Raw genomic sequence first — 26,449 nt, 5'->3', positions numbered from 1 at the left:
GTAACCGCGGTTCACCGGCGGTTGACGCGCCGGTGGGCTGAACTGGTGGGGGTTGGCGGCATCATACGGGCATGGATTTCCTCCCTCCCTCGCCGCCGCGGGCGGTCTGGCTGGCCGTCGGGGCGCTCGCCCTGGCGCTCTGGGCGCCCGCGCCCGATGCGGCCCGGGCGCAAAACAACGCGCCACACGCCGCAGGCCATGCGCACAACCTGCCCAGCCTCGGCGATGGCGAAAGCCTCACGGTCTCGGCCGAGCGCCGGCTCGGCGACCGCATCGCGCGCAGCATCTACCGCGACCCCGACTACCTCGACGATCCGGCCCTGGGCGACTACCTGCAGCAGATCTGGCAGCCGCTGCTGGGCGCGGCGCGCCAGCGCGGCGAGGTGCCCGCCGAGCTGTTCGAGCGCCTGGCCTGGGAGCTGATGATCTCGCGCGACCGGCGCGTGAACGCCTTTGCCCTGCCCGGCGGTTACCTGGGCGTGAACCTGGGCCTGCTGGCCGTGACCGAGCGGCCCGAAGAGCTCGCGTCGGTGCTCGCCCATGAACTGAGCCACGTCTCGCAGCGCCACATCGCCCGCATGATGTCCAACGAGCAGCGCATGGCGCCGTGGATGATCGCCGGCATGATCCTGGGCGCGCTGGCCATGGGCTCCAACCCCAATGCGGCCGGCGCCGCGATCGCGGGCAGCACGGCCGCGGCCGCCCAGCAGTCGCTCAATTTCTCGCGCGACATGGAGCGCGAGGCCGACCGCATCGGCTTCGGCGTGCTCACGGGCGCGGGCTTCGACGGGCAGGGTTTCGTCGGCATGTTCGACAAGCTCCAGCAGGCCTCGCGCCTCAACGACGACGGCGCGTTTCCCTACCTGCGCAGCCACCCGCTCACGAGCGAGCGCATCGCGGACATGCAGGCCCGGCTGCCCAGTGCCGGGCCGGCGGCCATGGGCCCGCGTGCGGACGCCCCGCAGCGCGCCGCCGCGGGGCTGCCGTCGGCGGCCCTGCACGCCCTGGCCGCCGCGCGCGCACGCGTGCTCGCCGAGCGCAACAGCACGCGCTGGAACGCCTGGGTCGAGCAGGCCCAGCCCGCCATCGCCAGCGCCCCCGCGCTGTACGCCGGGGCCTTGGCGGCGCAGCGCCTGGGCCAGTCGGCGCGCGCCGCCGAACTCGTGGGTCGGCTGCGCCAGGCCACGGCGGGCAGCGATGCGCGCGGCTTTGCCGACGCGCTGGCGCTGGAGATCCTGCTGTCACCCGGCGCCACACCCAATCCCGCGCTGCTCGCCGAGCTGCGCGACGCCGCGCTGGCCGCGGACGCGCGTGCCATGGTCCTGCTCGGCGCGCAGGCGGCCCTGGCCACCGGCCAGGCGCCGCGCGCGGCTTCCCGGCTGCAGACCTGGGTGGTGGATCACCCGCGCGACGCCCTGGCCTGGCAGCTGCTGTCGCGGGTGCAGCAGGCCCAGGGCCAGACGCTGCGCGCGGTGCGCGCCGATGCCGAGGCGCGTGCCGCGCAGTACGACTGGGACGGCGCGCTCGAGCGCTTCAAGGCCGCGCAGGCCCTGCCGCCGGCGCAGCGCAACGCCGATCCGATCGAGCTGGCCATCGTGGACAGCCGCCGGCGCGACGTGGAGCAGCGCCTGAAGGACCTGATGCGCGAAGAGAAGGAGCGCTGAACGCCGCGGTCGTTCAGCGCACGCGGCTCAGCGCCGCATCGACCACGATCATGAGGGCCGAGTAGATGAGCGAGCCCAGCAGGGCCGCCCCGAAGCCGCGCACGTGAAAGCCGTCGAGCACCGAGGCCGCGGCCCAGAACAGCAGCGCGTTGATCACGAACAGGAACAGCCCGAGCGTGACCAGCGTGACCGGCAGCGTGAGCAGCACCAGCACCGGCCGCAGGATCAGGTAGAACAGGCCGATCACCGCGGCGGCGATGAGCGCGGACGGGAAGCTGCGCACCTGCACCCCGTCGTACAGGTAGGCCACCAGCAGCAGCGCACAGGCCGCGAGCAACCAGCGCAGGAGCAGCTTCATGGGGCGGTCCTCAGGCCTTGCCGGCGCCGCCCGTGCGCTGGGCCACGCGGCGGTTGTGCAGGTAGCCCAGCGTCAGGATGGCGACGATGGTCAGGCCCACGAAGCCCCAGTAGGCGGCCTGCTGGGCGAACTCGGGGCCCTTGAACCAGGGCGCGAGCAGCTTCTCGTTGACGACCATCTTGCCGGCGGTGAAGGCCAGCACACCCGCGCCGATGTACATGATCGCGGGGTACTTCTCGACCAGCTTGAGGATCAGCGTGCTGCCGAACACCACGATGGGGATGCTGATCAGCAGGCCGATGACCACGAGGTCGAACGAGCCCTGGGCCGCGCCGGCCACGCCGAGCACGTTGTCGATGCCCATCACCGCGTCCGCGATGATGATGGTCTTCATCGCGCCCCAGAAGGTGGTGGCGGCCGGGCCGTGCTCGTCGCCGTCACCCTCGTCTTCGGCGATCAGCTTGTAGGCGATCCACATCAGCGCAATGCCGCCGATGGCCATGAGGCCGGGGATCTTCAGCAGCCACACCACGACCAGCGTCATGGCCGAGCGCACGATGATGGCGCCGACCGTGCCCCAGACGATCGCCTTTTTCTGGTGCTCCTTGGGCAGGTTGCGCGCGGCCAGCGCGATCACGATCGCGTTGTCGCCGGCGAGCACGAGGTCGATGAGGATGATGGCGAGCAGGGCCGACCACCACGCCGCGGACATGAATTCCATGAAATGGCTCCAAAGAAGGGAATGGTTCTCCGAAGGTCTTGCCCGGCCCCACGTTGCCGTGGTCCAACATGCCGGGCGCCGCTGGGCGACGCCGTCCTGACGACACATTGACGGGCGCAGCAGGCCCTCCGGGGGGAAGGAGCAGCCGCCGCGCCTGGGAGCTACTCCCCTTCCGCGAAGGCCGGGATTGTATGCGCGCGGACAAAAGTTCCACATGCGTGGTTCCCGCAAGTCGCCGAGGCGACGCGCGGCCGGGCCTTCTACGCACTACCACGCACGACCCGGCGACGGCCCCTGCCTACACTGCGCGGCTCGGCCATCCGCCCCCTCCCACCCACACCGCACCACCATGGAAATGCTCTCGAGTCCCCAGTTCTGGCTGGGCCTGGGCCAGATCATCTGGATCAACATCATCCTCTCGGGCGACAACGCGGTCGTGATCGCGCTGGCCGCGCGCGGCCTCGATCCCAAGCGCCAGAAGCAGGCGATCTTCTGGGGCACGGCGGCCGCCGTGGTGCTGCGCGTGGTGCTCACCGTCGTGGCGGTCAAGCTCATGCAGCTGCCCTGGCTGCAGCTCATCGGTGGCTTGCTGCTGTTGTGGATCGGCGTGCAGCTGCTCAACGGCGGCGACGACGACGAGAGCGACAAGGGCGAGGCCAAGGGCGGCCTGCTCGCCGCGATCCGCACCATCCTCGTGGCCGACCTCGTGATGAGCCTGGACAACGTGATCGGCGTGGCCGCCGCGGCCAACGGCAATCTCACGCTGCTGGTGATCGGTCTGCTGATCGCCATCCCCATCGTGGTCTTCGGCAGCACGCTGATGATCAAGCTCATGGGCCGCTTCCCGGCCATCGTCACGCTCGGCGCGGCCCTGATCGGCTGGGTGGGCGCGGAAACCATCGTGTCCGACAAGATGATCGAGCCCCTGGTGCCGCACCACTCGGTGGGCTTCTACGCCGCGGCCGCCCTGGGCGCCGTGCTGGTGGTGCTCACCGGCAAATACCTGCAGCGCCGCAACGCGCCGGCCAGCGCCGACTGAGCGACCCGGCGCCCCGGCGGGGCATGGGCCGGCCCCGCCTGCGGGGCCTGGAGGGGGCGCTTATCATCGCCCTCCCCATGGCTGGCATCCACATCACCGACATCGAGGCGGCCATCAACTGGTGGCGCGATCGATCGCCCTCGCCCGACGGCGTTTCGCTGCCCGCGGCCACGCGCGCGCTGGCCGAGGTGTACGCGCTGATGGTCTATTTCCACGAGACCGAGGCCGACGAGAACAGCCTGCCCGACCAGGCGCGCGAGGCCTGGCTGGCCTGGTACGCGACCACGCCCGACACGCCCTGCATCGCGATCTGCTCCACCAGCCAGGGCGACCCCCTGTGCAAGGGCTGCGGCCGCACCTTCGACGAAGTGCAGCGCTGGACCGAGATGTCGCCCGGCGAAAAGCGCGCCAGCTGGCGCCGCATCACGCTCGAAGGCGACGCCTGGCGCTTCAACCGCTACAAGGAACGCGCCCTCTAGCGCCCGGGCCGGTCTGCCTCAGGACCGGCGCGCGAGTTCGGCGGCCTTGCCGGTGTAGCTGGCCGGCGTCATGGCCAGCAGGCGCTGTTTCTCCGCCTCGGGAATGTCGAGCGAGCGCACCAGGCCGTGCAGGTCTTCGGCGCGCACCGTCTTGCCGCGCGTGACCTCCTTGAGCTTCTCGTAGGCGCCCTGCACGCCGTAGCGGCGCATCACGGTCTGGATCGGCTCGGCCAGCACTTCCCACGAGGCGTCGAGGTCGGCCGCGGTGGCTTCCTCGTTGAGCTCGAGCTTGTTCAGGCCCACGCCCAGCGCGTGGTAGGCCAGCACCGCGTAGCCCAGGGCCACGCCCATGTTGCGCAGCACGGTGGAGTCGGTGAGGTCGCGCTGCCAGCGGCTCACGGGCAGCTTCTCGCTCAGGTGGCGCAGCAGCGCGTTGGCCAGGCCCAGGTTGCCTTCGGCGTTCTCGAAGTCGATCGGGTTGACCTTGTGCGGCATGGTCGACGAGCCGATCTCGCCGGCCTTGAGCTTTTGCTTGAAGTAGCCCAGGCTCACGTAGCCCCAGATGTCGCGCGCGAGGTCGATCAGGATGGTGTTGGTGCGCGCCACCGCGTCGAACAGCTCGGCCATGTAGTCGTGCGGCTCGATCTGGATGCTGTAGGGCTGGAAGCTCAGGCCCAGGCCCAGCGGTTCGGCGGTTTCCACCACCTTGCGGCTGAAGCCTTCCCAGTCGAAGTCGGGCCAGGCCGCGAGGTGCGCGTTGTAGTTGCCCACGGCGCCGTTCATCTTGCCCATGAGCTTCACGGCCGCGATGCGTTCGCGCGCGGCCACCAGGCGCACCACCACGTTGGCGATCTCCTTGCCCACGGTGGTGGGGCTGGCGGTCTGGCCATGGGTGCGGCTGAGCATGGGCACCTCGGCCATGGCGTGCGCCATGTCGCGCAGCTTGGTGATCACGGCGTCGAGCGCGGGCAGCAGCACCTGCTCGCGTGCGCCCTTGAGCTGCAGCGCGTGGCTGGTGTTGTTGATGTCTTCGCTGGTACAGGCGAAGTGCACGAACTCGGCCGCGCGCTCGAGCTCGGGGCGGGCCTCGAACTTCGACTTGATCCAGTACTCGACCGCCTTCACGTCGTGGTTGGTGGTCTTCTCGATCGCCTTGATGGCTTCGCCATCGGCCTCGCTGAAGTTCTTCACCAGGCCCAGCAGGTAGGTGCGCGCGCCGGGCGACAGCGGCTTGAACTCTTCGAAGCCGGCGTCGGACAGCGCGATGAACCAGGCGATCTCGACCTGCACGCGGCGGTGCATGTAGCCCAGTTCGCTCATGTAGGGGCGCAGCGGTGCGAGGCGGCCCGCGTAGCGGCCGTCGAGCGGCGACAGGGCGGAGATGGGGGAGAGGTCGGCGCCGGCGGGCGCGGGGGAGGCAGGGGTCGGGCGCATCCCGCGATTGTAGGAGTGGCCCGCGCCGGGCCCGCCCCATCGCGGGCGCGCCCGGCGAAGACCCGGGGGCGCTGGCTAAAATCGCCGGCCGATCCGCCAAGCCCACAGACCATGAAACTCATCGGTGCCATCACCAGCCCCTACGTTCGCAAAGTGCGCATCGTCATGGCCGAGAAGAAACTGGATTACCAGTTCATTCTGGAAGACGTCTGGTCGGCCGACACCACCATCGGCTCTTCCAACCCGCTGGGCAAGGTGCCCTGCCTGGTGATGGAAGGCGGCGAGGCGGTGTTCGACTCGCGCGTGATCGTCGAATACCTCGACGGCCTGTCGCCCGTGGGCAAGCTCATTCCCCCGAGCGGGCGCGAACGCGCCGAGGTGAAGACCTGGGAGGCGCTGGCCGACGGCCTGCTCGACGCCGCCATCCTCGCGCGCCTCGAAGCCACCTGGCCGCACCGCAGCGCCGAGCAGCGCAGCCAGGCCTGGATCGACCGCCAGATGGGCAAGATCCACGGCGCGCTCAAGTCCATGAGCCAGGGCCTGGGCGACAAGGCCTTCTGCTCGGGCATCCACTTCAGCCTGTCCGACGTGGCCGTGGGCTGCGCGCTCGGTTACCTCGATTTCCGCTTCCCGGTGATCAACTGGCGCGACGACTACCCCAACCTCGCCCGCCTGAGCGACAAGCTCTCGCAGCGCCAGAGCTTCATCGATTCGAAGCCGGCCTGACCGGCGCGCTGCGCCCGGGTCTCAGCCGTTCGCGCGGCGCTTGAGCCAGCGCATCAGGGCGCCCACCAGCGGCAGCTTTTCGTACAGCTCCTCGGCCGCGTCCCAGTAGTCGCGGTGCTCGCTGATGCGGCCATCGGCCGCCAGCCGCAGGTGCGAGCCGCCGCGCGCCACCTGCTCGGTGGCGGTGTCGAAACGGCGGAAGCGGAAACGGAACTCCCACACCAGAAAGCACTGGTCGCCGTCGACCATGCGCTGCGTGACCACGAAGCGCGGCGCGTGCAGGTTCGCGTACATGTGCTCGAAGATGCCGCGGATCGCGGGCACGCCCTGCACCTCGTTGAACGGGTCCTTGAAGCGCGCGTCGTCGGTGTAGAACGCGCCCAGGTCCGCCAGCGACGCGGGCGAGAGCGCTTCGTAGAAATCGGCGATGCGCTGCACCGCCGCGCGCGGATCGGCCGGCGCGCTCACAGGCCGGTGGCGCGGCGGACCAGCGCGAAGAAGGGCCGGTAGGGCAGCAGGCGCAGCAGCTTCATGGCGCGCGTGAAGCGCTTGGGGAAGTGGATGTCGAAGCGGCCCCGCGCCCAGCCGTCGAGCATGTCGGCGGCGGCCCGCTCGGGCGTGATGAGGGCGGGCATGGTGAAGTCGTTCTGCGCGGTCAGCGGGGTCTGCACGAAGCCCGGGTGTACCACGCTCACGCCCAGGCCGCGCGGCGCGAGGTCGAGGTAGAGCGTTTCGGCCAGGTGCGTGAGCGCGGCCTTGGTCGGGCCGTAGGCCAGGCTCTTGGGCAGGCCGCGAAAGCCCGCCACGCTGCTGATCAGGCTGATGTGGCCGCTGCCGCGCGCGAGCAGCGCGGGCAGGAGCGCATGCACCACGTGCAAGGCGCCCAGGTAGTTGATGTCGAGGTGGCGCTTGAGGTCGGGCAGGTCCAGCGCGGTGGCGCGCATGCCGTGGTAGTGGCCCGCGCAGTACACCACCAGATCGATCGGCCCCTGGCCCAGCAGGGCGCGCGCGCTGCGCGCCACGGCGGCCTCGTCGGTCACGTCGAGCGGCCAGGCCTGGGCGCCTGGGTGGTCGAGCACGAAGCGTTCCAGCGCCTCGGCGCTGCGCGCCGACACCAGCACCTGCGCGCCCTGCGCGTGCAGCGCGTGGGCTACGGCCGCGCCGATGCCGCTGGACGCGCCCACCAGCCACACGCGGCGGCCGCGCCAGTCCGTCATGGGCGGGTTCATGGGGCCGAACAGGCCGGGGCGGCGCACCGGTTCGAGCGCGGCGCCGCCGTCGCGGAGCGTGAGGGGCGGTGTGCTCATGCTGCGCGCCTCACGAAGCTCAGCGTGACCTCGCCGAGCCGGATACCGAACTTGCTCATGGTGGCCTTGTTGAGCATCACGTGGCGGTCCATCAGGTACATCCAGTCGTCGAACTGCACCTCGTAGGTCTTGCCGTCCACGGGCAGCAGCAGCGTGTAGTTCCAGCGGAAGGCGTTGCCCGAGGTCTGGCCGCGCGCCTCGCCCTTGACGTCGTCGGCCGTGCCCACGTAGGCGCCGTCGCCCAGGTGCCGCAGGCGCCAGATGCGCTTTTGCTTCTCGCCGTCGGAGTAGACGAAGTCCTCGTCGAGCACGCCCTGCTCGCCGTTCCAGCTGCAGCGCATCACCACGGTGAAGCGGCGCACCACCTTGCCCGAGCGGTCGGTGAACACGCCGTAGGCGTCGAGCACGCCGTTGAAGTATTCGCGCAGGTCGAGCACCGGTTGCTGGCCGGCGTAGTCCTTGACCTGCGGGCCGGCGCAGCCCGCGAGGGCGGTGGCGCCGGTGGCCACGGTGGCGGTGAGCAGCAGTCGTCTTTGCATGGGGTTACCTCAGAGGGATGCGGTGCGCAGCGCAGCGGGCTGCGGGCCGCGGATGACCAGGCCGTGCAGCGCGGCGGCCGCGATCAGCTTGAGCGCGCAGGGCAGCAGGCAATACGCGGCGCTCAGGGTCTGCAAGGCCTGCGGATCGCGCGCGCCGGGCTGGTAGCCGAACCAGCCGAGCAGCGGCAGCGCCAGGCCCGCGGCGAGCGCCAGGTTGAACTTGGTGGCGAAGTTCCACCAGCCGAAGTACGCGCCTTCGCGGTGGCCGCGTTCGCCGAGCTGGCCGATCAGGCCCGCGAGCAGCGCGCCGGGCAGCGTGAGGTCGGTGCCCACCGCGATGCCGGTGATCGCGCACACGAGCAGGAAGGGCACGGTGTCGCCCGCGCCCAGCGTGGCGGCCCAGACGAAGCCCAGCACCGCGAGCAGCATGCCCACGAGCCAGGTGCGCGCCAGGCCCAGGCGCGGCACCAGTCGCATCCACAGCGGGATCGCCAGCGCCGCGCTCAGGAAGTAGGTGAGCAGAAAGAGCGGCTCCCAGGCCGCGGGGGCCTGCAGCCGGTCCTGCACGAAGAACAGCACCAGCGTGGCGGGCACCGCGCTGGCGGTGCCGTTCACCACGAACACCGCGAGCAGGCGCAGGAACGCGCCCTGGCGCAGTGGCGAGCGGCCCGCGTGCGGCATGGCGATGCCCGGGTTCAGCGGCGCGAGGCTGCGCGCCCAGGCCCACCAGCCCAGGGCCAGCAGCACAGCGAAGGCCGAAACGGTGGCGCCCAGCCCGGCCACCGTGGGCAGCACCGAGGCCAGCAGCACGCCCACCAGCGACAGCGCTTCGCGCCAGGCCACCACGCGCCCGCGCTGCGCCTCGTTGCCGCCCAGTCGAGCGCCCCAGGCCTGGTGCGCCACCGACACCACGCTGAACGCGGTGCAGGTGAACGCCATGCCCACGCCGGCCCAGGCCAGCAGCGCCGTGGCGCCTTGCGCGCGCACGGCCGCGGGCGGGAAGAGCAGGGCCCACAGGCCCAGCGCCAGCAGCACGGCCGCCAGCGCCGCCGCCAGCAGCAGGCGGCGCTGCGAGCGCGCGGCGAGGCGGTCGCACCAGCGGCCGATCAGGGGGTCGAGCACGGCGTCGACGGCGCGCGCCGCGAGCAGCACGCCGCCGAGCGCGGCCAGCGGCGCGGCGAACTCGCGTGCGTAGTGGTTGGGCAGGAGCACGTAGAGCGGCAGCGCCACGAAGGCCAGCGGCAGGCCCAGCAGGCCATAGCCCAGGCCATGGCGCCAGCCGCCGGGTGCGGTGAACGCGGCCGCGGGGTCGGGCAGGGCGGCGGGCTGGTTCATGGCGTGCGGGCGGCCGCGGCCTGCAGCAGGGCCGCGCGCATGGCGGGCTGCGAGGTGCGCGGCGACAGCCAGATGCCGAAGAACTGGCGCGAGAACGCGGGGTCGTCCACCGCGCCGAGCCATCGGCCGTTGAGGTAGAAGCGCGCGCCAGCCTCGGGCACGTGCACGCCGGTGATGCGGTCGCCCGCTTTCACGTTGGGGAACAGGGCCTTCATGGCCGCAAGCCAGCGCTGGGCGCTGGCCTCGTCGACCGGGCCCAGGCCGCGCATCTCGTCGAGCGAGCGCTGGGCGATGTCGGCGCCGTCGAAGTCGCGCAGGTAGGCGAGCTCGAGCGCGAAACGCTGCTCGCCGAAACGCTGGGCGTCGAAGCCGGGCCGCGCGTAGAGCGTGGCGTCGTAGACGCTGAAGCCCCACACGCGCAGCCGCGTCTGGCCCAGCACGCTCTTGCCCTGCAGCGCGTCGGCGAGCGCGGGCGCGGGCTGGGCGTGCACCGCCGGGGCGGCGCACAGCGCGAGGGCGAGCAACAGGGTGGCGCGGTGCATGGCGGGCGCGGCGGGGTCAGCCGGGTTTGCGCAGCGTGTACTGCACGACGTCGGTGCTGCCCTCGGCGAAGGCGGCCTCGCAGTAGGCGAGGTAGAACTCCCAGGTGCGGATGAAGCGCTCGTCGAAGCCGAGCTGCAGCACCGCCTCCTGCTCGTGCATGAAGCGCTCGCGCCAGCCGCGCAGCGTGCGCGCGTAGTCGCGGCCGAAGGCGAACTCGTCCACCACCTCGAGGCCGGCTTGCGCGGCCTGCTCGCGGAAGGCGCTCGGGCAAGGCAGGCAGCCGCCCGGGAAGATGTATTGCTGGATGAAGTCGGTGCCGCGGATGTAACGCTCGAAGTGCTGGTCGGCGATCACGATGCTCTGGATGCAGGCCTTGCCGCCCGGCTTGAGCAGGCGCGAGACGGTGCGGAAGTAGGTCGGCCAGTAGGCGCGGCCCACGGCCTCGACCATCTCGATCGAGCAGATCGCGTCGAAGGGCGCATCGCCGATGTCGCGGTAGTCCTGCAGTCGCAGGTCGGCGCGCTCGGCGCTGCCGATGCGCTGCATGCGCTCGCGCGCGAATTCGAGTTGCTCGGTCGAAAGCGTCACGCCCACCACCGAGGCGCCGAATTCGGTGGTGGCCTTCTCGGCCAGCGCGCCCCAGCCGCAGCCGATCTCGAGCACGCGGTCGCCCGGGCGCACACCGGCCAGCTGCAGCGCGCGGCGCACCTTGGCGTGTTGGGCTTCTTCTTCCGACAGCTCGGGCGTCTGGAACCAGGCCGACGAGTAGTTCATCGTGCGGTCGAGCCAGCGCTCGTAGAAGGCGTTGCCCAGGTCGTAGTGGGCGTGGATGTTCTTGCGGCTGTTGGCCTTGCTGTTGTGGTTGAGCAGGTGCTGCACGCGGTAGGCCAGCCGGCCCAGCCAGCTGCCGTGGATCACGTCTTCCAGCGCGCGGCGGTTGAGCAGCATGAGCTCCATGAGCGCGACCAGGTGCGGCGTGTGCCAGTCGCCGGCCATGTAGGTTTCGGCGAAGCCGATGTCGCCCGACTTGAGCACCGCGCCGCACACGTTCCAGTTGTTCAGGCGGATGCTCGCGTGCGGGCCGTCGACGCGGCCGAAGCGCTGCACGCTGCCGTCGGGCAGGGTCACGGTGAGGCTGCCGTGCGCCAGGCGCTGCAGCAGTTGCAGCACGGTGCGCGCGGCGGCAGGGGCGTTGCGCGGCAACACGAAACCGGTGGCGGGGTGGGAGGCGGTGGTGCTGTTCATCGCTCGATGGGCATCAGGTGGGCATCGGGGGTGGTCCGCTGGACCGCGGGGGTGACGAATCGGGCCGGCGCCGGGGGCTGCCGGAAAAAGGGCGCGCGCTTGAACAGCCACAGCCGCAGCGCCTGCCAGTGGATGCGCGCGACGATGGCCAGGCCCAGCAGCGGGTGCGACCAGAGCGCGCGGCGCACGCTCGCGCCGGTCAGCGCCTGCAGCTCGCCGCTCACGCTGGTCTGCAGCAGCGCGCCGGCCTGCGCCTCGTCGAAGTAGTCGATGCGCACCACGGTGCGCGCGCGTTCGCCGGCGGTGCGCATGAAGGTGAAGCGGTAGCGCCCGCGCACCGGGCAGAAGGGCGAGACGTGAAAGACCTTGTCGGCCTCGCAGGGCACGCCGTAGCGTGGGGCGTCGAGCAGGTACACGTGGCGCTCGCCGAAGGTGTTGTTGACCTCGGCCAGCACCACGCGCAGGCTGCCATCGCGGCGGTGGCCGTACCAGAAGCTCACGGGCTTGAAGGCATGGCCCCAGACGCGCGGGTAGGTGTGCAGCCAGACCTCGCCGTCGGCGTCGCCGATGCCCTGCTCGCGCAGCAGCTCGTCGAACCAGGCCAGGCAGTCGGCGCGGCCGTCGCCGTGGTCGCGGTCGTGAAAGCTCAGCAGCGCCGCGCGGTTGCGCGCCAGCGCGCCCGGGCCGCTGCGCTGCAGGCTGCGCAGCGGCAGCATGAGAAAGGCCGTGGGGTAGGCGAAGGCGTTGCGGCGCGGGCGGGTGCGCGTGTGCCGCACCTGCCCGAAGCCGAGCTGGGCCTGCTCGTTCATGCCAGCACCCCGGGCAGCGCCGCGCGGCGCGCTTCGCCGGCGCCGGCCTTGGGCACCAGGCCGAAGTGGTCCATGAGGCCGCGCGCCGCGTGCAGGCCGGCCTTGAGGCCGTCTTCGTGGAAGCCGTAGCCGCACCAGGCGCCCGCGAACCAGGTGCGTTGCTGGCCCTGCATCAGCGGCACGCGCGCCTGGGCGCGGATGGCGCCGAGGTCGAACACCGGGTGGTCGTAGTCCCAGGCGCCGAGCACGTGCTGCGGCGCGATCTTGCGCTGCGGGTTGAGCGACACCACCACCGGCTGGCGCACCGGCAGCGGCTGCAGGCGGTTGAGCAGGTAGTGCAGGCACACGCGCGCCGACTCCTGCTCGCGCTGCGGCGCGCGCTCGTAGTTCCAGGCGGCCCAGGCGCGCGTGGCCGTGGGCAGCACCGAGGTGTCGGTGTGCAGCACCGCGCGGTTGGCCTGGTAGCGGATCGCGCCGAGCAGCTCGCGTTCGAGCGCGCTGGCGCCGTCGCCGAGCAGGCGCAGCGCCTGGTCGGAGTGGCAGGCCAGCACCACCGCGTCGAAGCGCTCCACGCTGCGGTCGGTGGCGATGCGCACGCCGTCGGGCTCGCGCACCAGGTGGCGCACCGGCGTGGACAGGCGCGCGTCGTGTACGCCGGCCACGATCTTCTGCACGTACTGGCGCGCACCGCCGGCCACGGTGAACCACTGGGGCCGGTTGGCCACCTGCAGCAGGCCGTGGTTGTGGCAGAAGCGCACCATGGTGGCCACCGGGAACTGCAGCATCTGGTCGGTCGGGCAACTCCAGATGCAGCCCAGCATGGGCAGGAAGTACCAGTCGCGGAATTCGTCGCTGAACCCCTGCTCGCGCAGGAAGTCGCCCAGCGGCTGCAGCAGCGGGCTGTCGGGGCGCAGGTCGTCGCCGCGTTCGGCGAGCGCGGTGCACACGCCATTGAAGCGCACGATGTCGCGCAGCATGCGCCAGAAGCGCGGGTTCACGAGGTTGCTGCGCTGCGCGAACACGGTGGACAGGTCCGAGCCGCTCCATTCGAGCGACTGTCCGCGCGGCCCGTGGCCCGGCACCTGCACCGAGAACGACATGTCGGACTTGGCCAGCGGCACGCCGAGCTGCGCGAACAGCGCGAGCAGGTTGGGGTAGGTGCGCTCGTTGAGCACCAGGAAGCCGGTGTCCACGCCGAAGGTGGTGGGCTCGCCGCGCGCATCGGGCAGCGTCACGTCCACCGTGTGGGTGTGGCCGCCGAACCACTCGCCGGCTTCGAACAGGGTCACCTCGGCCAGGCCCTGCAGCGTGTGGGCGGCGGCCAGGCCGGCAATGCCGGAGCCGACCACGGCGATGCGGCGCTGGAGGGTGGCGGCGGAAGGGTTGGGGGACAGGTACATGCCGGTCCCCTCAACCGCGGCCGGCCGGCGCGGGCCGGCGGCGGGCTGGACAAGATGCTGCGAAGCGCCCCGAAACGAACAAGGGAGGGAGGGAGGAGGAGGAGAAGCGCCCCGGGATTGCATCCGGACCCTGTCGGGCCGGAAGGCTTCGCAGCGAAAAACGGTGGTTGCAGATCGACTCCCTCGCGCAACCGCAGGATGAGAGCAGGGCTTTCATGGGGAAGTTCCCTGGAGATCGCGGTGAAAACGGTGGGCGCATGGGAGCGGTTGGCTTTGATTTGAACTCATCGGTTGAAACGTGACTATTCGGTATAAATCGGCAACCGTCAAGTCATTTTTGCCCTGACAAGCGGCTCGGGTATGCCGTTGGCCACGGTCTTGCGCAGAATCCAGGCTCCTGAAACACGAGTACATGACCGATCCATCCCCGCCAGGCTCGCACGGGCACAGCATTGCCGACGTCGAGCGCGACACCGGTCTGGCCAAAGACACCTTGCGCGTCTGGGAGCGCCGCTACGGCTTTCCGAGCCCGGCGCGCGACCCCCAGGGTGAACGGCGCTACAGCGACGACGACCTGGCCCGGCTGCGCCACGTGCGCCGCCTGCTCGACGCCGGGCACCGGCCCGGTCGCGTGGTGGCTTTGCCCCTGGCACAACTGCTGGCCCTGGATACGCAGCCGTCTGCCGGCCGGATGCACGCGCCGGCGGAAAACGGCTGGCCCGAGGGCGCCGACTGGCTCGCGCTCATGCAGCGCATGGACGCCGCCGGCCTGCGCGACGCGCTGCAGCGTTCCCTGGCCGAGCGCGGCCTGGCGCGCACCGTGACCGACACCGTGGCCCCGCTGTCCGTGCAGGTGGGCCTGGCCTGGCTCGACGGCCGCCTTGCCGTGCCCGAGGAGCACCTGTTTTCCGAGGCCGTGCAGCAGGTGCTGCGGCCGGCGCTGGCGCAGGCCATGGCGGCGCGCCCGTCGCAGCCGCCGCGTGTGCTGCTCACCACCGTGCCGGGCGAGCCGCACAGCCTGGGCCTGCTGATGGCCGAATGCCTGCTGGTGCTCGAAGGCTGCGAGACGGTGCCGCTGGGGGTGCAGACGCCGCTGGTCGACATCTCGCGTGCGGCGGTGGCCGCGCGCGCCGACGTGGTGGCCCTGGGCTTTTCGGCCATGCAGTCGGCGCGCGAGGTGCAGACCCAGCTCGCGCGCCTACGCGCAGCGTTGCCGCCCGAGGTGGCGCTGTGGGCCGGCGGGCGGGGGGTGGCGGGCCGCCGGCCGCGCCTGGCCCCGCGCGCGCACTGGCCCTTGCCGCGGCTGCAGGACATTGCGGTGGCGGTCGCGCGCTGGCGCGCCGAGGCCGCGCAGCGCGCATCCGGCGCGGCCCGCACCGCGTAATCCTTAATCGGCCACGCGGCCGTCGGGCTTCTCGCCCGGCGGGATACCCCCACGCCTACAATGTCGCCCGTTTTTTGCGTCCCTTTTGCGCCCCCCCGGCGCCCGTACCGCGAGACCGCCATGCTCTATCCCGAACTCTTCAAGCAACTCGAGTCCGTCCGCTGGGACATGGAGAAGGACATCCCGTGGGCGCAATTCGATGGCACGCAACTCAGTGACGAGCAGGCGCAGACCATCAAGATGAACGCCATCACCGAGTGGGCGGCGCTGCCTGCCACGGAGATGTTCCTGCGCGACAACCGCGACGACTCCGATTTCTCGGCCTTCATGTCGATCTGGTTCTTCGAGGAGCAGAAGCACTCGCTGGTGCTCATGGAGTACCTCAAGCGTTTCCGGCCCGACCTCGCGCCGACCGAGCAGGAGCTGCACGACATCCGCTTCGAGTTCGACCCCGCGCCCGCGCTCGAAACCCTGATGCTGCACTTCTGCGGCGAGATCCGCCTGAACCACTGGTACCGCCGCGCCGCCGAGTGGCATACCGAGCCGGTCATCAAGCACATCTACACCACGCTGAGCCAGGACGAGGCCCGCCACGGCGGCGCCTACCTGCGCTACATGAAGCGCGCCATCGCCAAGTTCGGCGACGAGGCGCGTTCGGCCTTCGCCAAGGTCGGCGTGCTCATGGCCAGCGCGCGCCGCACCGCGCAGGCGCTGCACCCGACCAACCTGCACGTGAACAAGGCGCTGTTCCCCAACGACACCATCCAGAGCCGCCTGCCCAACCCCGAGTGGCTCGAGCACTGGCTGGACAAGCAGATCGCGTTCGACGCGGTGTGGGAGAACAAGGTGGTCGAACGCATCCTGCACAACATGAGCCTGCTGATGGACAGCAGTTTCAAGTCGGTGCAGGAGCTCAACCGCTTCCGCAAATCGCTGGCGACCGGCGCCGGCCCGGCCCCCGCCGCGGCCTGAGCCCGGGCGCCCCGGGTCACGCGGCGCTCGCGTGGCCCAGCACCTCCTGCCACAGCCGCCGCACGGTGGCGGCCTCTTCCTGCAGCTCGGCGGGGTCCACCTGCGTCGGTGCTTCGTCCAGGCGCGCGCGGTGCTGCACCTGGCGCAGCCGGCGGTAGGCGCGGCCGCTGGCCTCGCCCAGGCCCGGGCTCAGCAGGCCCGCCGCCTCCGCGCGCCGCAGCAGGGTGATGTTGCCGCTGTTGGCGCGCAGCTCGGGGTGCGCCTGCGAGTGCAGCAGCACCAGGTACTGCACCACGAACTCCACGTCGACCATGCCGCCCGCGCTGTGCTTGACGTCGAAGCGCTCGCCGCGCACCGGGTGCGCCGCGCGCACCTTGGCGCGCATGGCCACGATCTCCTGCGCCAGCGCCGCGGGGTCGCGCGGCGCGGTGATCACGGCCTCGCGCACGGCGTCGAAACGGCCGGTGAGGCTGGCGCTGCCGAGCACGAAGCGCGCGCGCGTCATGGCCTGGTGCTCCCAGGTCCAGGCGGTGTTGCTGCCGCGCTGGGTCTGGTACTTCTCGTAGGCCTCGAAGCGCGTCACCAGCAGGCCCGAGTTGCCATTGGGCCGCAGCGCGGTGTCGATCTCGAACAGGTCGCCCTCGCCGGTCTTCACCGTGAGCCAGTTGATCATCTTGCGCACGAAGGCGGCGTAGATCTCGCCCGCGTTCTCGTGCTCGTCCTCGTAGACGAACACGATGTCGAGGTCGCTGCCGTAACCGAGCTCCTTGCCGCCGAGCTTGCCGTAGCCCACGATGCCGAAGGCCGGTGTCTCACGGTGGCGGTTCTTCAGCCGCGACCAGCACCAGCGCGCGGTCAGGCGCAGCACGGCATCGGCCAGCGCCGAGAGGTCGTCGGCCACCTGCTCCACGGTGAGCGTGCCCTCGACGTCGCGCGCCAGCGTGCGGAAGGTTTCGGCGTGGTGCGCGCGGCGCAGCAGGTTGAGCAGGGCCTCTTCATCGTCTTCGCCCGTGGTGCGCAGCGAGGCGCGGCGCGATTCGCAATCGGCCTCGAAGGCCTCGGCGTCGAAGCGTTCGGCCAGCAGTTGCTGGCTCGCGAGCTCGTCGATCACGCCCGGGTGCTGCATGAGGTAGCGCGCGGGCCACTTGGCCGCGCCCAGCAGGCGCAGCAGCCGCTCGTGCACCGAGGGCCGCTCCTGCAGCAGCGCGAGGTAGCTCTCGCGGCGCAGCAGCGGCTCGATCCAGTCGGTCATGCGCAGCGCGGCGAGTTCGCTCACGCGGCCCTCGTCGATCCAGGCGCCGGTGCGCTGCACCAGCCGCACCAGGCGCTGGCGTGTGTCTTCGCGCAGGGCCTGCACGCGCGGGTGCTCGCGCCACTGTTGCACGCGCGCGGCGAAGGCCTGGGGCAGGCTGGCGAGCGCGCTGGCCAGATCTTCGTCGGCGCTGCGTGCGGCGCCGTTGCAGCCCTTGCCCTTGCAGCTGCCTTGCGTGCCACCGCCGAGCAGGATGTCGAACTCCTCGGCCACCACCTCGCGGTGCGCATCGAGTGCGTGCAGGAACGCGCAGGTGTTGGCGAAGCCCATGCTCGCGGCGAGCCAGTTCAGGTCCTCGTCGCGCTCGGGCATGACGTGGGTCTGCTGGTCGTCGAGGTACTGGATGCGGTGCTCGACCTGGCGCAGGAATTCGTAGGCGCGCGCCAGCGCCTCGGCCTTGTCGGCCGGCATGAGGCCGGCCTTGGCCACGCGCTGCAGCGCGTCCAGCGTGGGCCGGGTGCGCAGCTCGGGAAACTGGCCGCCGCGCACCACCTGCAGCAGCTGCACGGTGAACTCGATCTCGCGGATGCCGCCGCGCGAGAGCTTCACGTCGTTGGCGCGGCCCGGGTTGCCCGCGGCGCGCTTGGCCGCGTGGTCGCGGATCTGGCGGTGCAGCACGCGCAGCGACTCGAACACACCGTAGTCGAGGTAGCGGCGGAACACGAAGGGCAGCACGGTGGCGCGCAGCGCCTGCATGCCCGCGGTCCGCAGCACCGCGTCGGGCGCGATCACGCGGCTCTTGAGCCAGGCGAAGCGTTCCCACTCGCGCCCCTGCACGAGGAAGTACTCCTCGAGCGCGCCGAGCGAAACCACGCTGGGCCCCGAGTTGCCGTTGGGCCGCAGCGCGAGATCGACGCGGAACACGCAGCCGTGTTCGGTGGTTTCGCCCACCGTCTGGTAGATGTGCTTGACCGCCTTGGCGAAGTACTCGTGGTTGCTCAGGCGGTTGCGCCCCTCGGCGTTGCCCGCGGTCTCGCCGTCGTGGTCGTAGACGTAGATCAGGTCGATGTCGCTCGAGACGTTGAGCTCGCGCGCCCCGAGCTTGCCCATGCCGATCACCCAGAGCTCGGCGCGCGCGCCGCTGGCGGCCAGGGGCGCGCCGTGCAGCGCGTCGAGTTCGGCGAAGGCCAGGCGGCAGGCCTCGTCGAGCGCGAGCTCGGCGAGCTCGGTGACCGCGCGTGTGACGGCCTGCAGCGGCGCGCCCTGCTCGGCGTCGATCACGGCCAGGCGTTCGAGCACCAGCTGACGCAGCACGCGCAGCGCCGCGGGCCGGGCCAGGCCGCGTTCGCCGGCCAGTCGCTCGAGGCAGGCGCGCATGGAAGCCTTGTCGGGTGCGCCGGGTGCGAGGCAGGCGAGTTCGTCGGCGTAGCGCCGCCGCACACGCTGCACGAAGCGGGAATGGTCGGCACGGCGTTCGGCGGCGCCGAACGGGGAAGCGGAGTTCACATTCGTTGACAAGAAGCGCTCACCGATGTCGGAACCCGGGCAGGGGTGCCCCGTCATAATTCGCGATGGACATGATGCGATCCCAACAGGCCAACACCGCGCGCGACGACGGCGCCGTCACGGCCGGCCGTCTGCTGCGGCTTTGGGCCATGGCCACGCGCCTGTTGTTGTGGCTGGTGGCGGGCGCCTGGGGCATCTTCCTGCTGACCTGGATCGTTTTGCAGGCGTGGATTGTGCCGCGGATCGAAAACTGGCGCCCCGACCTGGAAAGGTGGGCGAGCCACGCGGTCGGGGTCGAGGTCCGCATCGGCGCCATCCGCTCCGTCGGCAACCCCGATGGCGGCCTGCCGCCCCTGGTGCCTTCGTTCGAATTGCGCGACGTGCGCCTGCTCGACAGCAGCGGCCGCAGCGCGCTGGAGCTGCCCGTGGTGCGCGGGGCGGTGTCGGTGGCCTCGCTGTGGCGCGGCGGCTTCGAGCAGATTCTCATCGAGCGGCCGGTGCTCGACGTGCGACGCCTGGCCGATGGCCGCATCGAGGTCGCGGGCATGGCCTTCACCGACAGCGGCTCGGGCGACGGCCGCGGCGCCGAGTGGTTCTTCGACCAGACCGAGTTCGCGATCCGCGGCGGCACGGTGCGCTGGACGGATGAGCGTCGCGGCCAGCCGCCGGTGCTGCTGCGCGAGCTCGATTTCGTGGCCCGCAACGGCCACCGCTCGCACGACCTGCGGCTCGACGCCACCCCCGAGCCCGCCTGGGGCGATCGCTTCAGCCTGCGCGCACGGCTGCGCGAGCCGCTGTGGCGCCTGCCCGGCCTGGGCGGCGCACCGCGCCAGCCCTGGGACGACTGGAGCGGCCAGCTCTACGCCGACTTCAGCCGCGCCGACGTGGCGCTGCTGCGCCGCCACGCCGACCTCAGCGACTGGGGCGTCGAGGTGCGCAGCGGCCAGGGCGCGCTGCGCGCCTGGGCCCGGCTGCAGCGCGGCGACATCGAAGCGCTCACGCTCGACACCGCGCTCACCGGCGTGGACCTGCAGCTCGGGTCCGATCTGCCGGCGCTGGCGCTCGAACGCCTCGACGGCCGCCTCGAAGCCACCTGGACCGAGGCCCAGTGGACCGCGGGCACCGAGCGGCTCGCGTTCCGCACCGCCGAAGGCCAGGAATGGCGTGGCGGCACGGTGCGCGTGACCCACCAGCGCGCGCGTGAGCGCCAGGGCGCGCGCACCGAGGTGCAGGCGCGTGCGGTCGACCTGGCCACGCTGACCGCGCTGGCCGAGCGGCTGCCCCTGCCCGGCGAGGCGCGGGGCTGGCTCGCCCGCCTGCAGCCGCGCGGCCGCCTCGACGACCTCGACCTCGCCTGGCAGGCGCGCGGCAGCGGGCCGCTCGCGGGCCAGGCGGTGCTGCGCGCCAAGGGCCGGCTCAGCGGGCTCGCGCTGGCCGGCGAACCCAGCGGCCGCCTCTCGCGCAGCGGGCGCTTTCCCCTGCCGGGCCGCCCGGGCGTGGACAACGCCGACCTGAGCTTCGAGCTCGACCAGAACGGCGGCCGCGCCCAGCTCGCGCTGCGCCAGGGCGCGCTCGACTTCCCCGACGTGTTCGAGGAGCCGCGCATCGCTTTCGACCGCCTCGACGCCCGGCTGGCCTGGCGCATCAAGGGCGAGCGTGTCGAGGTCGACCTCGACGACGGCAGCTTCGCCAACGCCCATGCCGAGGGCACGGTGCGGGTGCGCTGGCACACCGGCGACCCGGCCACCAGCCCGGCGCGCGCGCGCTTTCCCGGCGTGCTCGACCTCACGGCGCGCCTCACGCGCGCCGACGGCACCGCGGTGCATCGCTACCTGCCGCTGAGCGTGAACGAGAACGCGCGGCACTACGTGCGCGACGCGGTCAAGGCCGGCGTCTCGCGCCAGGTGAATTTCCGCCTCCAGGGCGAGGTCTGGGACATGCCCTTCAACGAGCCCCAGCACACGCCCGGCACCTTCCAGATCACGGCCGCGCTCGAGGGGGTGGACTTCGACCACCTGCCGCCCGCGCTGCAGGCGGCGGGCGATCCGCCCTGGCCCGGCGTGCGTGGTGCGCGCGCGCAGTTCGCGCTCGACCGCATGGCCATGCGCATCACCGGTATCGAGGGCGGCCTGGACGGCGCGCCCGGGGTGCGCATCGACCAGGCCTCGGTGGTGGTCGACGACCTCGCGCACCACCCGGTGGTGCAGGTGCGGCTGCGCGCCAACGGCCCGGGCGAGGCGCTGCTGGGCCACGTGCAGCGCACGCCGCTCAACCGCTACACGCAGCAGGCGCTGGCGCGCGCCACGGCCAGCGGCCCGGCGGGGGCCGAGCTGCGGCTCGAACTGCCCCTCGAAGACCTCAAGGCCACGCGCGTTCGCGGCAGCGTGCGCCTGGACGGCACCGACCTGCGCATCACGCCCGCTTCGCCCCTGCTGGCGCGCGCGCGCGGCACGCTCAGCTTCAGCGAACGCGGCTTCGCCTTCAACGGTGCGCGCGCCCAGGTGCTGGGTGGTGAACTCGTGTTCGACGGCAGCCTGCGCGCCGAGCCTGGTGCGCCGGTGCAGCTGCAGTTCCGCGGCCAGGGCGTGGCCAGCGCCGCCGGCCTGCGCGAGGGCGGACTGGGCCCGGTCGGCGCGCTCTTTGCGCACGCCAGCGGCAGCGCGCCCTACAGCGTGCAACTGGGCTTTCGCGCCGGCGAGCCCGAGCTGCGCATCAGCAGCAGCCTGCAGGGCATGGCGATCCAGCTGCCGGCGCCGCTGGCCAAACCCGCCGAAGCGAGCTGGCCGCTGCGCTACGACAGCAGCGTGAGCGCGGTGCAGGACGGCCAGGCCACGCGAGAGCGCGTGGCGGTGGCGCTCGGGCCCGCGGCCGCGCCGGTGCTCGACCTGCAGCTCGAACGCGAGCTCGGCCCCACGCCGCGCGCGCCGCGCGCCAGCGTCGCCCTGGGCCTGCCCGCGGGCGAGCGCGCGCCGCTGCCCGAGCAGGGCATCGCGGTGCAGGCGCGCGTGGCCGAACTCGACGTCGACCAGTGGCGCAAGCTGCTGCCCGCGGCGGCCGGCGCGCCGGCCGCTGGCTCGGGCGGCGATGCCATGGCCTGGTTGCCCACCCACGTTTCGCTGCAGGCCGATGCGGTGGCGGTGGACGGCCGGCGCTTCCAGCGCGTGGTGGTGGGCGCCACGCGCGAAGGCCCGCTGTGGCGCGCCAACGTCGATGCCGACGGGCTCAACGGCTACGTGGAGTTCCGGCCCGCGAGCGGGCCCCAGGCCGGCAGCGTGTACGCCCGCCTAGCGCGGCTGACCCTGCCGCGCCAGGCGCCGAGCGAGGTCGAGCGCTTGCTCGAGCAGCCCGGCAACAGCGTGCCCGCCCTCGACATCGCGGTGGAAGACCTGCAGTGGGACGGCCGCTCGCTCGGGCGCGTCGAGGTCGAGGCGGTCAACCGCGGCGGGCCGCTGCGCGTGGCCGAGTGGCGCCTCAACGCGCTGCGCGTGAGCGTGCCCGAGGCGCGGCTCACGGCCAGCGGCAACTGGGCCGCGTCGGGCGCGGGCGCCGAGGGCAGCGGCCCGCGCCGCACGGCGCTGCAGTTCCGTCTCGACGTGCAGGACAGCGGCGCGCTGCTCGAGCGCTTCGGCCGCGAGGGCCTGGTGCGCGGCGGGCGCGGCCGCCTCGAAGGCACGCTGGGCTGGCAGGGTGCGCCCTTCGCGCCCGACTACCCCTCGCTGTCGGGCCAGCTGCACCTGGACGTGGAGCGTGGCCAGTTCCTCAAGGCCGAGCCGGGCGCGGCGCGTCTGCTCGGCGTGCTGAGCCTGCAGGCGCTGCCGCGCCGCCTGGTGCTCGATTTCCGCGACGTCTTCTCCGACGGCTTCGCCTTCGACTTCGTGCGCGGCGACGCGCGCATCGAGCGCGGCGTGGTGCACACCAACAACCTGCAGATGAAGGGCGTGAACGCCGCCGCGCTGCTCGAAGGTTCGGCCGACGTGGCGCGCGAAACCCAGGACCTCAAGGTGGTGGTGGTGCCCGAGATCAACGCCGGCACGGCCTCGCTGATCGCCACCGCGATCAACCCGGCCGTGGGCCTGGGCACCTTCCTCGCGCAGTTCCTGCTGCGCCAGCCCATGCAGAGCGCGGCCACGCAGGAATTCCGCGTCAGCGGCAGCTGGGCCGACCCGCAGGTGCAGAAGGTGGCGCGCAGCGCCGCGCCTGCCGCGCCGCCGCAGCCGCTGCAGTAAGCTCGCCCGCGTCACGCCCGCCCCACCCGCCGCCACAGGAGCCCGCATGAAAGTCGCCGCCATTCAAATGGTCTCGGGCATCAGCCTGGACGCCAACCTCAGCGAGGCCCTGCGCCTGCTGCGCCTGGCCGCGGCGGCCGGCGCCGAGCTCGCCGTGCTGCCCGAGTACTTCTGCTTCATGGGCGCGCGCGACGAGGACAAGCTCGTGATCGCCGAGACCCTGGGCCTGGGCCGGGTGCAGGACTTCCTCAGCGACACCGCGCGCGACCTGCGCATGACCCTGGTGGGCGGCACCCTGCCGCTGGCCACCGACGACCCCGCGCACGCGGCCAATGCCTCGCTGGTCTACGACGCCCGCGGCGAGCGCCTGAGCCGCTACGACAAGATCCACCTGTTCCGCTACGACAACGGCCGCGAGCGCTACGACGAATCCGCCGTGCTCACCGCGGGCACGGCCCCGACCCATTTCGAGCTGCACGACCACGCCGGCCAGGCCTGGCGCATCGGCCAGAGCGTGTGCTACGACCTGCGCTTCGCCGAGCTCTACCGCGCACTCGCGGCCGACGTGCTGCTGGTGCCCGCGGCGTTCACGCACACCACGGGCTCGGCGCACTGGGAGGTGCTGCTGCGCGCCCGCGCGATCGAAAACCAGGCCTACGTGATCGCCAGCGCGCAGGGCGGCCTGCACGAGAACGGCCGCCGCACCTGGGGCCACAGCATGGTGATCGACCCCTGGGGCCAGGTGCTCGCGATGCACGCCGAGGGCCCGGGCGTGGTGATCGCCGAGCTCGACGCCGCGCGCCTGCGCCAGGTGCGCGAGCAGCTGCCCTCGCTGCAGCACCGGGTGTTGTGATCCCCCGCCGACTGCCATGAAATCGCCGCGCTGGCCGTTGTGGGGCGCGCTGCTGCTGCTGGTGGGCGCGCTGCTCACGGTGCTGGTGTTCCTGGCCGCCGAGTACGAGGTCGGCCGCGACCAGGCCTCGCTCGACCAGGAAGCGCTCGACGTGGCGAGCGACATCCGCAGCGACCTGCTGCGCAACGTGCAGAGCCTGCAGGCGCTCAATGCCTTCGCGCCCACGCCGCAGAGCTGGGACACGCCCGCGGCCGAGCTGCTCTCGGGCCGGCGCGAGATGGTGCGCCTGGAGTGGCGCGACAACGCGCTGCGGCCGCTCGCGCAGCGCCTGTCGCCCTACTCCGCCGACGTGTTCGGCGCGCTCGGCCGCGAGCAGGCGCTGCCCGAGGTGCGCCAGGCCTGCGAGGCCGGCCGGCGCCTCTCGGGTCCGGCCTATTCGCCCAGCTATTTCTGGCCGGTGCGCGACGGCCGCGGCATGGAGCTCATGGAGCTGTGCCTGCCGCTCACCGAGGCCGGCAACCCGCGCGGCTTTCTCGTGGCCACCTACACGCTCAAGGGCATCCTGGCCGAGCTCGCCGACGCCTCCGCGGTGCGCGGGCGCGGCCTGAGCTTTGCCGACGCCGACGGCACGCGCCTGGCCGTGCACAGCGTGATCGCGGGCGAGCGGCGCACCCTGCGCGCGCAGGCCCTGATCGACCTGCCGGGCCACACCCTGCTGCTGCAGCTCGAGAGCCCGCGCCGCGCGCTCGGCCTGTTCCCCAACGTGCTCACCGGCGTGGTGGGCGCCTTGTCGCTGGCGCTGCTCGGCGTGCTGTTCATGCTCGCGCGCGACACGCGCCGGCGCCAGCACGCCGAAGAGCGCGCGGCCGAGGCGCTGGCCTTTCGCAAGGCCATGGAGGACTCGCTCGTGACCGGCCTGCGCGCGCGCGACATGGCCGGTCGCATCACCTACGTGAACCCGGCCTTCTGCCAGATGGTGGGCCTGAGCGCCGAGCAGCTCGTGGGCACCGGGCTGCCGGCGCCCTGGTGGCCGCCCGAGCTGGTCGACGAATACCAGCAGCGCCAGAACGTGCGCCTGGCCGGCCAGACGCTGCCGCGCGAAGGCTACGAATCGGTGTTCCAGCGCAGCGACGGCACGCGCTTTCCGGTGCTCATCATCGAGGCCCCGCTGATCGATGCGCGCGGCGTTCAGACCGGCTTCATGAGCGCGATCATCGACCTCACCGAACAGCGCCGCGTCGAAGAGCTCAACCGCGCCTCGCAGGACAAGCTGCAGGCCACCGCGCGCCTGGCCACGGTGGGCGAGATGGCCTCGCTCATCAGCCACGAACTCAACCAGCCGCTCGCGGCCATCGCGAGTTACGCCAGCGGCACGCTCAACCTGCTCGAACAGGGCGAGGGCGCGCTCGAGCGCACCGACCTCCACGGCGCGATCCGCCGCATCGCCGAGCAGGCCGAGCGCGCGGGCCGCGTGATCCGCAGCGTGGCCGATTTCGTGCGCCGGCGCGACCAGGTGCGCGAGGACGTGGCGCCGCAGCGCCTGATCGATGGCATCGCCACGCTGCTGTCGCTGCAGGCCAAGAAGCAGAGCATCCGGCTGGCGGTCGAGATCGCGCCCGGCACGCCCGACGTGCACTGCGACCGCACCATGGTCGAGCAGGTGCTGCTCAACCTCGCGCGCAACGGCATGCAGGCCATGCCCCTGGGCGATCCGCCCACAGCCAGCGGCCTGCGTGTGCTGCGCATCGCCATCGCGCCGGCGCTGCCCGACCGCGACGCCGCCGGCCTGCGCTGGGTGCGCTTCGACGTCATCGACCACGGCCAGGGCCTGTCGCCCGAAGCCGCCGAGCGCGTGTTCACGCCCTTCTTCACCACCAAGGCCGAGGGCATGGGCCTGGGCCTGAGCCTGTGCCGCACGGTGGTCGAACAGCACGGCGGCGCGCTGTCGTTCGAGCCCGTGGCCCCGCGCGGCATGCGCTTCGCGTTCACCCTGCCCGCGGCCGCGGGCCTCCTATGATCCGCGCATGACCGAGTTTCCCGACGCCAAGATCTACCTCGTCGATGACGATGCCGGCGTGCGCGAAGCGCTGGGCTGGCTCTTGCGCACGCGCCGCCTGGTCAGCGACGGCTTCGACAGCGCCGAGGCCTTCCTCGAAGACGCCGCGGTGGCGCGGCGCGAGCCCGACGGCCCCTGCTGCGTGCTGCTCGACGTGCGCATGCCCGGCATGAGCGGGCTGGCGCTGTTCGAGCGGCTGCGCCTGCTGCCCTGGCAGGCGGCGATGCCGGTCATCTTCCTCTCGGGCCACGCCGACGTGTCGACCGCGGTCGACGCGGTCAAGCGTGGCGCCTTCGACTTCTGCGAGAAGCCCTTTTCCGACAACGCCCTGGTCGACCGCGTCGAACAGGCCTTGCACCAGTCGGCGCGCGAACTCGCGCAGCGCGCGGTGCAGCGCGAACTGCAGCAGCGCCGCGACAGCCTCACCGAGCGCGAGCGCGCGGTGATGAACCTGGTGGTGGCCGGCCTGCCCAACAAGCTGGTGGCCGACCAGCTGCAGATCAGCGTGCGCACGGTGGAGGTGCACCGCTCGCGCGTGTTCGACAAGATGGGCGTGAAGTCGGCGGTGGAGCTGGCCAATCTGCTGCGGGGGCTCGCGTGA

At 72.1% G+C, this 26,449-nt stretch carries 22 protein-coding genes; 10 read left to right on the top strand and 12 right to left on the bottom strand.

The window, feature by feature from the left end:
* Positions 1 to 71: 71 nt before the first annotated feature.
* Positions 72 to 1,664, top strand: coding sequence for a M48 family metalloprotease (locus tag WDZ95_RS15245; protein ID WP_425779599.1), 1,593 nt, complete (start codon positions 72 to 74; stop codon positions 1,662 to 1,664).
* Between the two features lie 13 nt (positions 1,665 to 1,677).
* Here WDZ95_RS15245 and WDZ95_RS15240 read toward each other — a convergent pair whose 3' ends face one another.
* Complete coding sequence (locus WDZ95_RS15240; protein ID WP_166228963.1) at positions 1,678 to 2,022, bottom strand: phage holin family protein; 345 nt, start codon at positions 2,020 to 2,022, stop codon at positions 1,678 to 1,680.
* A gap of 10 nt (positions 2,023 to 2,032) precedes the next feature.
* A complete protein-coding gene (locus WDZ95_RS15235) occupies positions 2,033 to 2,743 on the bottom strand; it encodes a TerC family protein (protein ID WP_166228961.1) in 711 nt (236 codons plus the stop codon).
* A gap of 349 nt (positions 2,744 to 3,092) precedes the next feature.
* On the opposite strand from WDZ95_RS15235, the gene WDZ95_RS15230 reads away from it, so the two are divergent.
* Both WDZ95_RS15230 and WDZ95_RS15225 read left to right on the top strand, forming a co-directional pair.
* Positions 3,093 to 3,782 (top strand): TerC family protein, encoded by a 690-nt coding sequence (locus tag WDZ95_RS15230; RefSeq protein ID WP_166228959.1) that lies wholly within the window; start codon positions 3,093 to 3,095, stop codon positions 3,780 to 3,782.
* A 77-nt stretch (positions 3,783 to 3,859) separates the two neighbouring features.
* Positions 3,860 to 4,261 carry a DUF3717 domain-containing protein gene (locus WDZ95_RS15225; protein WP_425779596.1) on the top strand — a complete coding sequence of 134 codons (402 nt, stop codon included), beginning with the start codon at positions 3,860 to 3,862 and terminating at the stop codon, positions 4,259 to 4,261.
* 18 nt (positions 4,262 to 4,279) lie between these two features.
* Here WDZ95_RS15225 and purB read toward each other — a convergent pair whose 3' ends face one another.
* Entirely contained in the window at positions 4,280 to 5,695 is a 1,416-nt protein-coding gene (gene purB, locus WDZ95_RS15220; protein ID WP_425779594.1) for an adenylosuccinate lyase, read from the bottom strand.
* A gap of 111 nt (positions 5,696 to 5,806) precedes the next feature.
* On the opposite strand from purB, the gene WDZ95_RS15215 reads away from it, so the two are divergent.
* Positions 5,807 to 6,421: a glutathione S-transferase N-terminal domain-containing protein gene (locus WDZ95_RS15215; RefSeq protein ID WP_166228953.1), complete on the top strand. Its 615-nt coding sequence runs from the start codon at positions 5,807 to 5,809 to the stop codon at positions 6,419 to 6,421.
* 21 nt (positions 6,422 to 6,442) lie between these two features.
* Here the strand turns inward: WDZ95_RS15215 and WDZ95_RS15210 are convergent, their stop codons facing one another.
* The 8 genes from WDZ95_RS15210 to WDZ95_RS15175 all read right to left on the bottom strand — a co-directional run bounded on the left by WDZ95_RS15210 (position 6,443) and on the right by WDZ95_RS15175 (position 13,599).
* The gene (locus WDZ95_RS15210; protein ID WP_425779592.1) at positions 6,443 to 6,889 is read right to left on the bottom strand and encodes a nuclear transport factor 2 family protein; all 447 of its coding nucleotides are present in this window, start codon (positions 6,887 to 6,889) and stop codon (positions 6,443 to 6,445) included.
* Positions 6,886 to 7,650 carry an SDR family NAD(P)-dependent oxidoreductase gene (locus WDZ95_RS15205; protein WP_425779953.1) on the bottom strand — a complete coding sequence of 255 codons (765 nt, stop codon included), beginning with the start codon at positions 7,648 to 7,650 and terminating at the stop codon, positions 6,886 to 6,888. The genes WDZ95_RS15210 and WDZ95_RS15205 overlap by 4 nt, the downstream gene beginning before the upstream one ends.
* A gap of 74 nt (positions 7,651 to 7,724) precedes the next feature.
* On the bottom strand, positions 7,725 to 8,267 hold the full coding sequence (locus WDZ95_RS15200; RefSeq protein WP_425779590.1) for a DUF3833 domain-containing protein: 543 nt from the start codon (positions 8,265 to 8,267) through the stop codon (positions 7,725 to 7,727).
* Between the two features lie 9 nt (positions 8,268 to 8,276).
* Positions 8,277 to 9,602, bottom strand: coding sequence for an MFS transporter (locus tag WDZ95_RS15195; RefSeq protein WP_425779588.1), 1,326 nt, complete (start codon positions 9,600 to 9,602; stop codon positions 8,277 to 8,279).
* Positions 9,599 to 10,144, bottom strand: coding sequence for a chalcone isomerase family protein (locus WDZ95_RS15190; protein WP_425779586.1), 546 nt, complete (start codon positions 10,142 to 10,144; stop codon positions 9,599 to 9,601). Before WDZ95_RS15190 ends, WDZ95_RS15195 begins: the two co-directional genes overlap by 4 nt.
* A 16-nt stretch (positions 10,145 to 10,160) precedes the next feature.
* Positions 10,161 to 11,390, bottom strand: coding sequence for a class I SAM-dependent methyltransferase (locus tag WDZ95_RS15185; RefSeq protein ID WP_425779584.1), 1,230 nt, complete (start codon positions 11,388 to 11,390; stop codon positions 10,161 to 10,163).
* The gene (locus WDZ95_RS15180; protein ID WP_425779582.1) at positions 11,387 to 12,199 is read right to left on the bottom strand and encodes a DUF1365 domain-containing protein; all 813 of its coding nucleotides are present in this window, start codon (positions 12,197 to 12,199) and stop codon (positions 11,387 to 11,389) included. The genes WDZ95_RS15185 and WDZ95_RS15180 overlap by 4 nt, the downstream gene beginning before the upstream one ends.
* Positions 12,196 to 13,599 carry an NAD(P)/FAD-dependent oxidoreductase gene (locus WDZ95_RS15175; protein ID WP_425779580.1) on the bottom strand — a complete coding sequence of 468 codons (1,404 nt, stop codon included), beginning with the start codon at positions 13,597 to 13,599 and terminating at the stop codon, positions 12,196 to 12,198. Before WDZ95_RS15175 ends, WDZ95_RS15180 begins: the two co-directional genes overlap by 4 nt.
* A 412-nt stretch (positions 13,600 to 14,011) precedes the next feature.
* Between WDZ95_RS15175 and WDZ95_RS15170 the strand changes: the two genes are divergently transcribed.
* Together WDZ95_RS15170 and WDZ95_RS15165 are read left to right on the top strand one after the other, a co-directional pair.
* Positions 14,012 to 14,983 (top strand): MerR family transcriptional regulator, encoded by a 972-nt coding sequence (locus WDZ95_RS15170; protein ID WP_425779578.1) that lies wholly within the window; start codon positions 14,012 to 14,014, stop codon positions 14,981 to 14,983.
* A 120-nt stretch (positions 14,984 to 15,103) separates the two neighbouring features.
* Positions 15,104 to 15,955 carry a ferritin-like domain-containing protein gene (locus WDZ95_RS15165; protein ID WP_166228934.1) on the top strand — a complete coding sequence of 284 codons (852 nt, stop codon included), beginning with the start codon at positions 15,104 to 15,106 and terminating at the stop codon, positions 15,953 to 15,955.
* Between the two features lie 16 nt (positions 15,956 to 15,971).
* On the opposite strand, the gene glnE is transcribed toward WDZ95_RS15165, so the two are convergent.
* Complete coding sequence (glnE, locus tag WDZ95_RS15160; protein WP_425779576.1) at positions 15,972 to 18,770, bottom strand: bifunctional [glutamate--ammonia ligase]-adenylyl-L-tyrosine phosphorylase/[glutamate--ammonia-ligase] adenylyltransferase; 2,799 nt, start codon at positions 18,768 to 18,770, stop codon at positions 15,972 to 15,974.
* A 14-nt stretch (positions 18,771 to 18,784) separates the two neighbouring features.
* Here glnE and WDZ95_RS15155 point away from each other — a divergent pair, with 14 nt between their 5' ends.
* Genes WDZ95_RS15155 through WDZ95_RS15140 form a run of 4 tightly spaced genes read left to right on the top strand, consistent with a single transcriptional unit; the run spans position 18,785 to position 26,449 of the window.
* Positions 18,785 to 22,939, top strand: coding sequence for a YhdP family protein (locus tag WDZ95_RS15155; protein ID WP_425779574.1), 4,155 nt, complete (start codon positions 18,785 to 18,787; stop codon positions 22,937 to 22,939).
* Positions 22,940 to 22,985: 46 nt separating this feature from the next.
* Positions 22,986 to 23,792: a carbon-nitrogen hydrolase family protein gene (locus tag WDZ95_RS15150; protein ID WP_425779572.1), complete on the top strand. Its 807-nt coding sequence runs from the start codon at positions 22,986 to 22,988 to the stop codon at positions 23,790 to 23,792.
* A gap of 16 nt (positions 23,793 to 23,808) precedes the next feature.
* Positions 23,809 to 25,809, top strand: coding sequence for a two-component system sensor histidine kinase NtrB (locus WDZ95_RS15145; protein WP_425779570.1), 2,001 nt, complete (start codon positions 23,809 to 23,811; stop codon positions 25,807 to 25,809).
* Between the two features lie 7 nt (positions 25,810 to 25,816).
* Positions 25,817 to 26,449, top strand: a complete 633-nt coding sequence (locus tag WDZ95_RS15140; protein WP_166228924.1) for a response regulator transcription factor — start codon at positions 25,817 to 25,819, stop codon at positions 26,447 to 26,449.

The organism is Hydrogenophaga sp. T2, assembly GCF_049843535.1.
Classification (GTDB): domain Bacteria; phylum Pseudomonadota; class Gammaproteobacteria; order Burkholderiales; family Burkholderiaceae_C; genus Hydrogenophaga; species Hydrogenophaga crocea.
The sequence above is the reverse complement of the archived record's forward strand: the minus strand, read 5'-3'. Positions and strand labels throughout refer to the sequence as shown.

Excerpts from the sequence above, each read along its gene's own strand:
- WDZ95_RS15245 (WP_425779599.1), top strand. The coding sequence starts at position 72 with ATGGATTTCCTCCCTCCCTCGCCGCCGCGGGCGGTCTGGCTGGCCGTC.
- WDZ95_RS15240 (WP_166228963.1), bottom strand. The coding sequence starts at position 2,022 with ATGAAGCTGCTCCTGCGCTGGTTGCTCGCGGCCTGTGCGCTGCTGCTG.
- WDZ95_RS15235 (WP_166228961.1), bottom strand. The coding sequence starts at position 2,743 with ATGGAATTCATGTCCGCGGCGTGGTGGTCGGCCCTGCTCGCCATCATC.
- WDZ95_RS15230 (WP_166228959.1), top strand. The coding sequence starts at position 3,093 with ATGGAAATGCTCTCGAGTCCCCAGTTCTGGCTGGGCCTGGGCCAGATC.
- WDZ95_RS15225 (WP_425779596.1), top strand. The coding sequence starts at position 3,860 with ATGGCTGGCATCCACATCACCGACATCGAGGCGGCCATCAACTGGTGG.
- purB (WP_425779594.1), bottom strand. The coding sequence starts at position 5,695 with ATGCGCCCGACCCCTGCCTCCCCCGCGCCCGCCGGCGCCGACCTCTCC.
- WDZ95_RS15215 (WP_166228953.1), top strand. The coding sequence starts at position 5,807 with ATGAAACTCATCGGTGCCATCACCAGCCCCTACGTTCGCAAAGTGCGC.
- WDZ95_RS15205 (WP_425779953.1), bottom strand. The coding sequence starts at position 7,650 with ATGAACCCGCCCATGACGGACTGGCGCGGCCGCCGCGTGTGGCTGGTG.
- WDZ95_RS15200 (WP_425779590.1), bottom strand. The coding sequence starts at position 8,267 with ATGCAAAGACGACTGCTGCTCACCGCCACCGTGGCCACCGGCGCCACC.
- WDZ95_RS15195 (WP_425779588.1), bottom strand. The coding sequence starts at position 9,602 with ATGAACCAGCCCGCCGCCCTGCCCGACCCCGCGGCCGCGTTCACCGCA.
- WDZ95_RS15190 (WP_425779586.1), bottom strand. The coding sequence starts at position 10,144 with ATGCACCGCGCCACCCTGTTGCTCGCCCTCGCGCTGTGCGCCGCCCCG.
- WDZ95_RS15185 (WP_425779584.1), bottom strand. The coding sequence starts at position 11,390 with ATGAACAGCACCACCGCCTCCCACCCCGCCACCGGTTTCGTGTTGCCG.
- WDZ95_RS15180 (WP_425779582.1), bottom strand. The coding sequence starts at position 12,199 with ATGAACGAGCAGGCCCAGCTCGGCTTCGGGCAGGTGCGGCACACGCGC.
- WDZ95_RS15175 (WP_425779580.1), bottom strand. The coding sequence starts at position 13,599 with ATGTACCTGTCCCCCAACCCTTCCGCCGCCACCCTCCAGCGCCGCATC.
- WDZ95_RS15170 (WP_425779578.1), top strand. The coding sequence starts at position 14,012 with ATGACCGATCCATCCCCGCCAGGCTCGCACGGGCACAGCATTGCCGAC.
- WDZ95_RS15165 (WP_166228934.1), top strand. The coding sequence starts at position 15,104 with ATGCTCTATCCCGAACTCTTCAAGCAACTCGAGTCCGTCCGCTGGGAC.
- glnE (WP_425779576.1), bottom strand. The coding sequence starts at position 18,770 with ATGACGGGGCACCCCTGCCCGGGTTCCGACATCGGTGAGCGCTTCTTG.
- WDZ95_RS15155 (WP_425779574.1), top strand. The coding sequence starts at position 18,785 with ATGATGCGATCCCAACAGGCCAACACCGCGCGCGACGACGGCGCCGTC.
- WDZ95_RS15150 (WP_425779572.1), top strand. The coding sequence starts at position 22,986 with ATGAAAGTCGCCGCCATTCAAATGGTCTCGGGCATCAGCCTGGACGCC.
- WDZ95_RS15145 (WP_425779570.1), top strand. The coding sequence starts at position 23,809 with ATGAAATCGCCGCGCTGGCCGTTGTGGGGCGCGCTGCTGCTGCTGGTG.
- WDZ95_RS15140 (WP_166228924.1), top strand. The coding sequence starts at position 25,817 with ATGACCGAGTTTCCCGACGCCAAGATCTACCTCGTCGATGACGATGCC.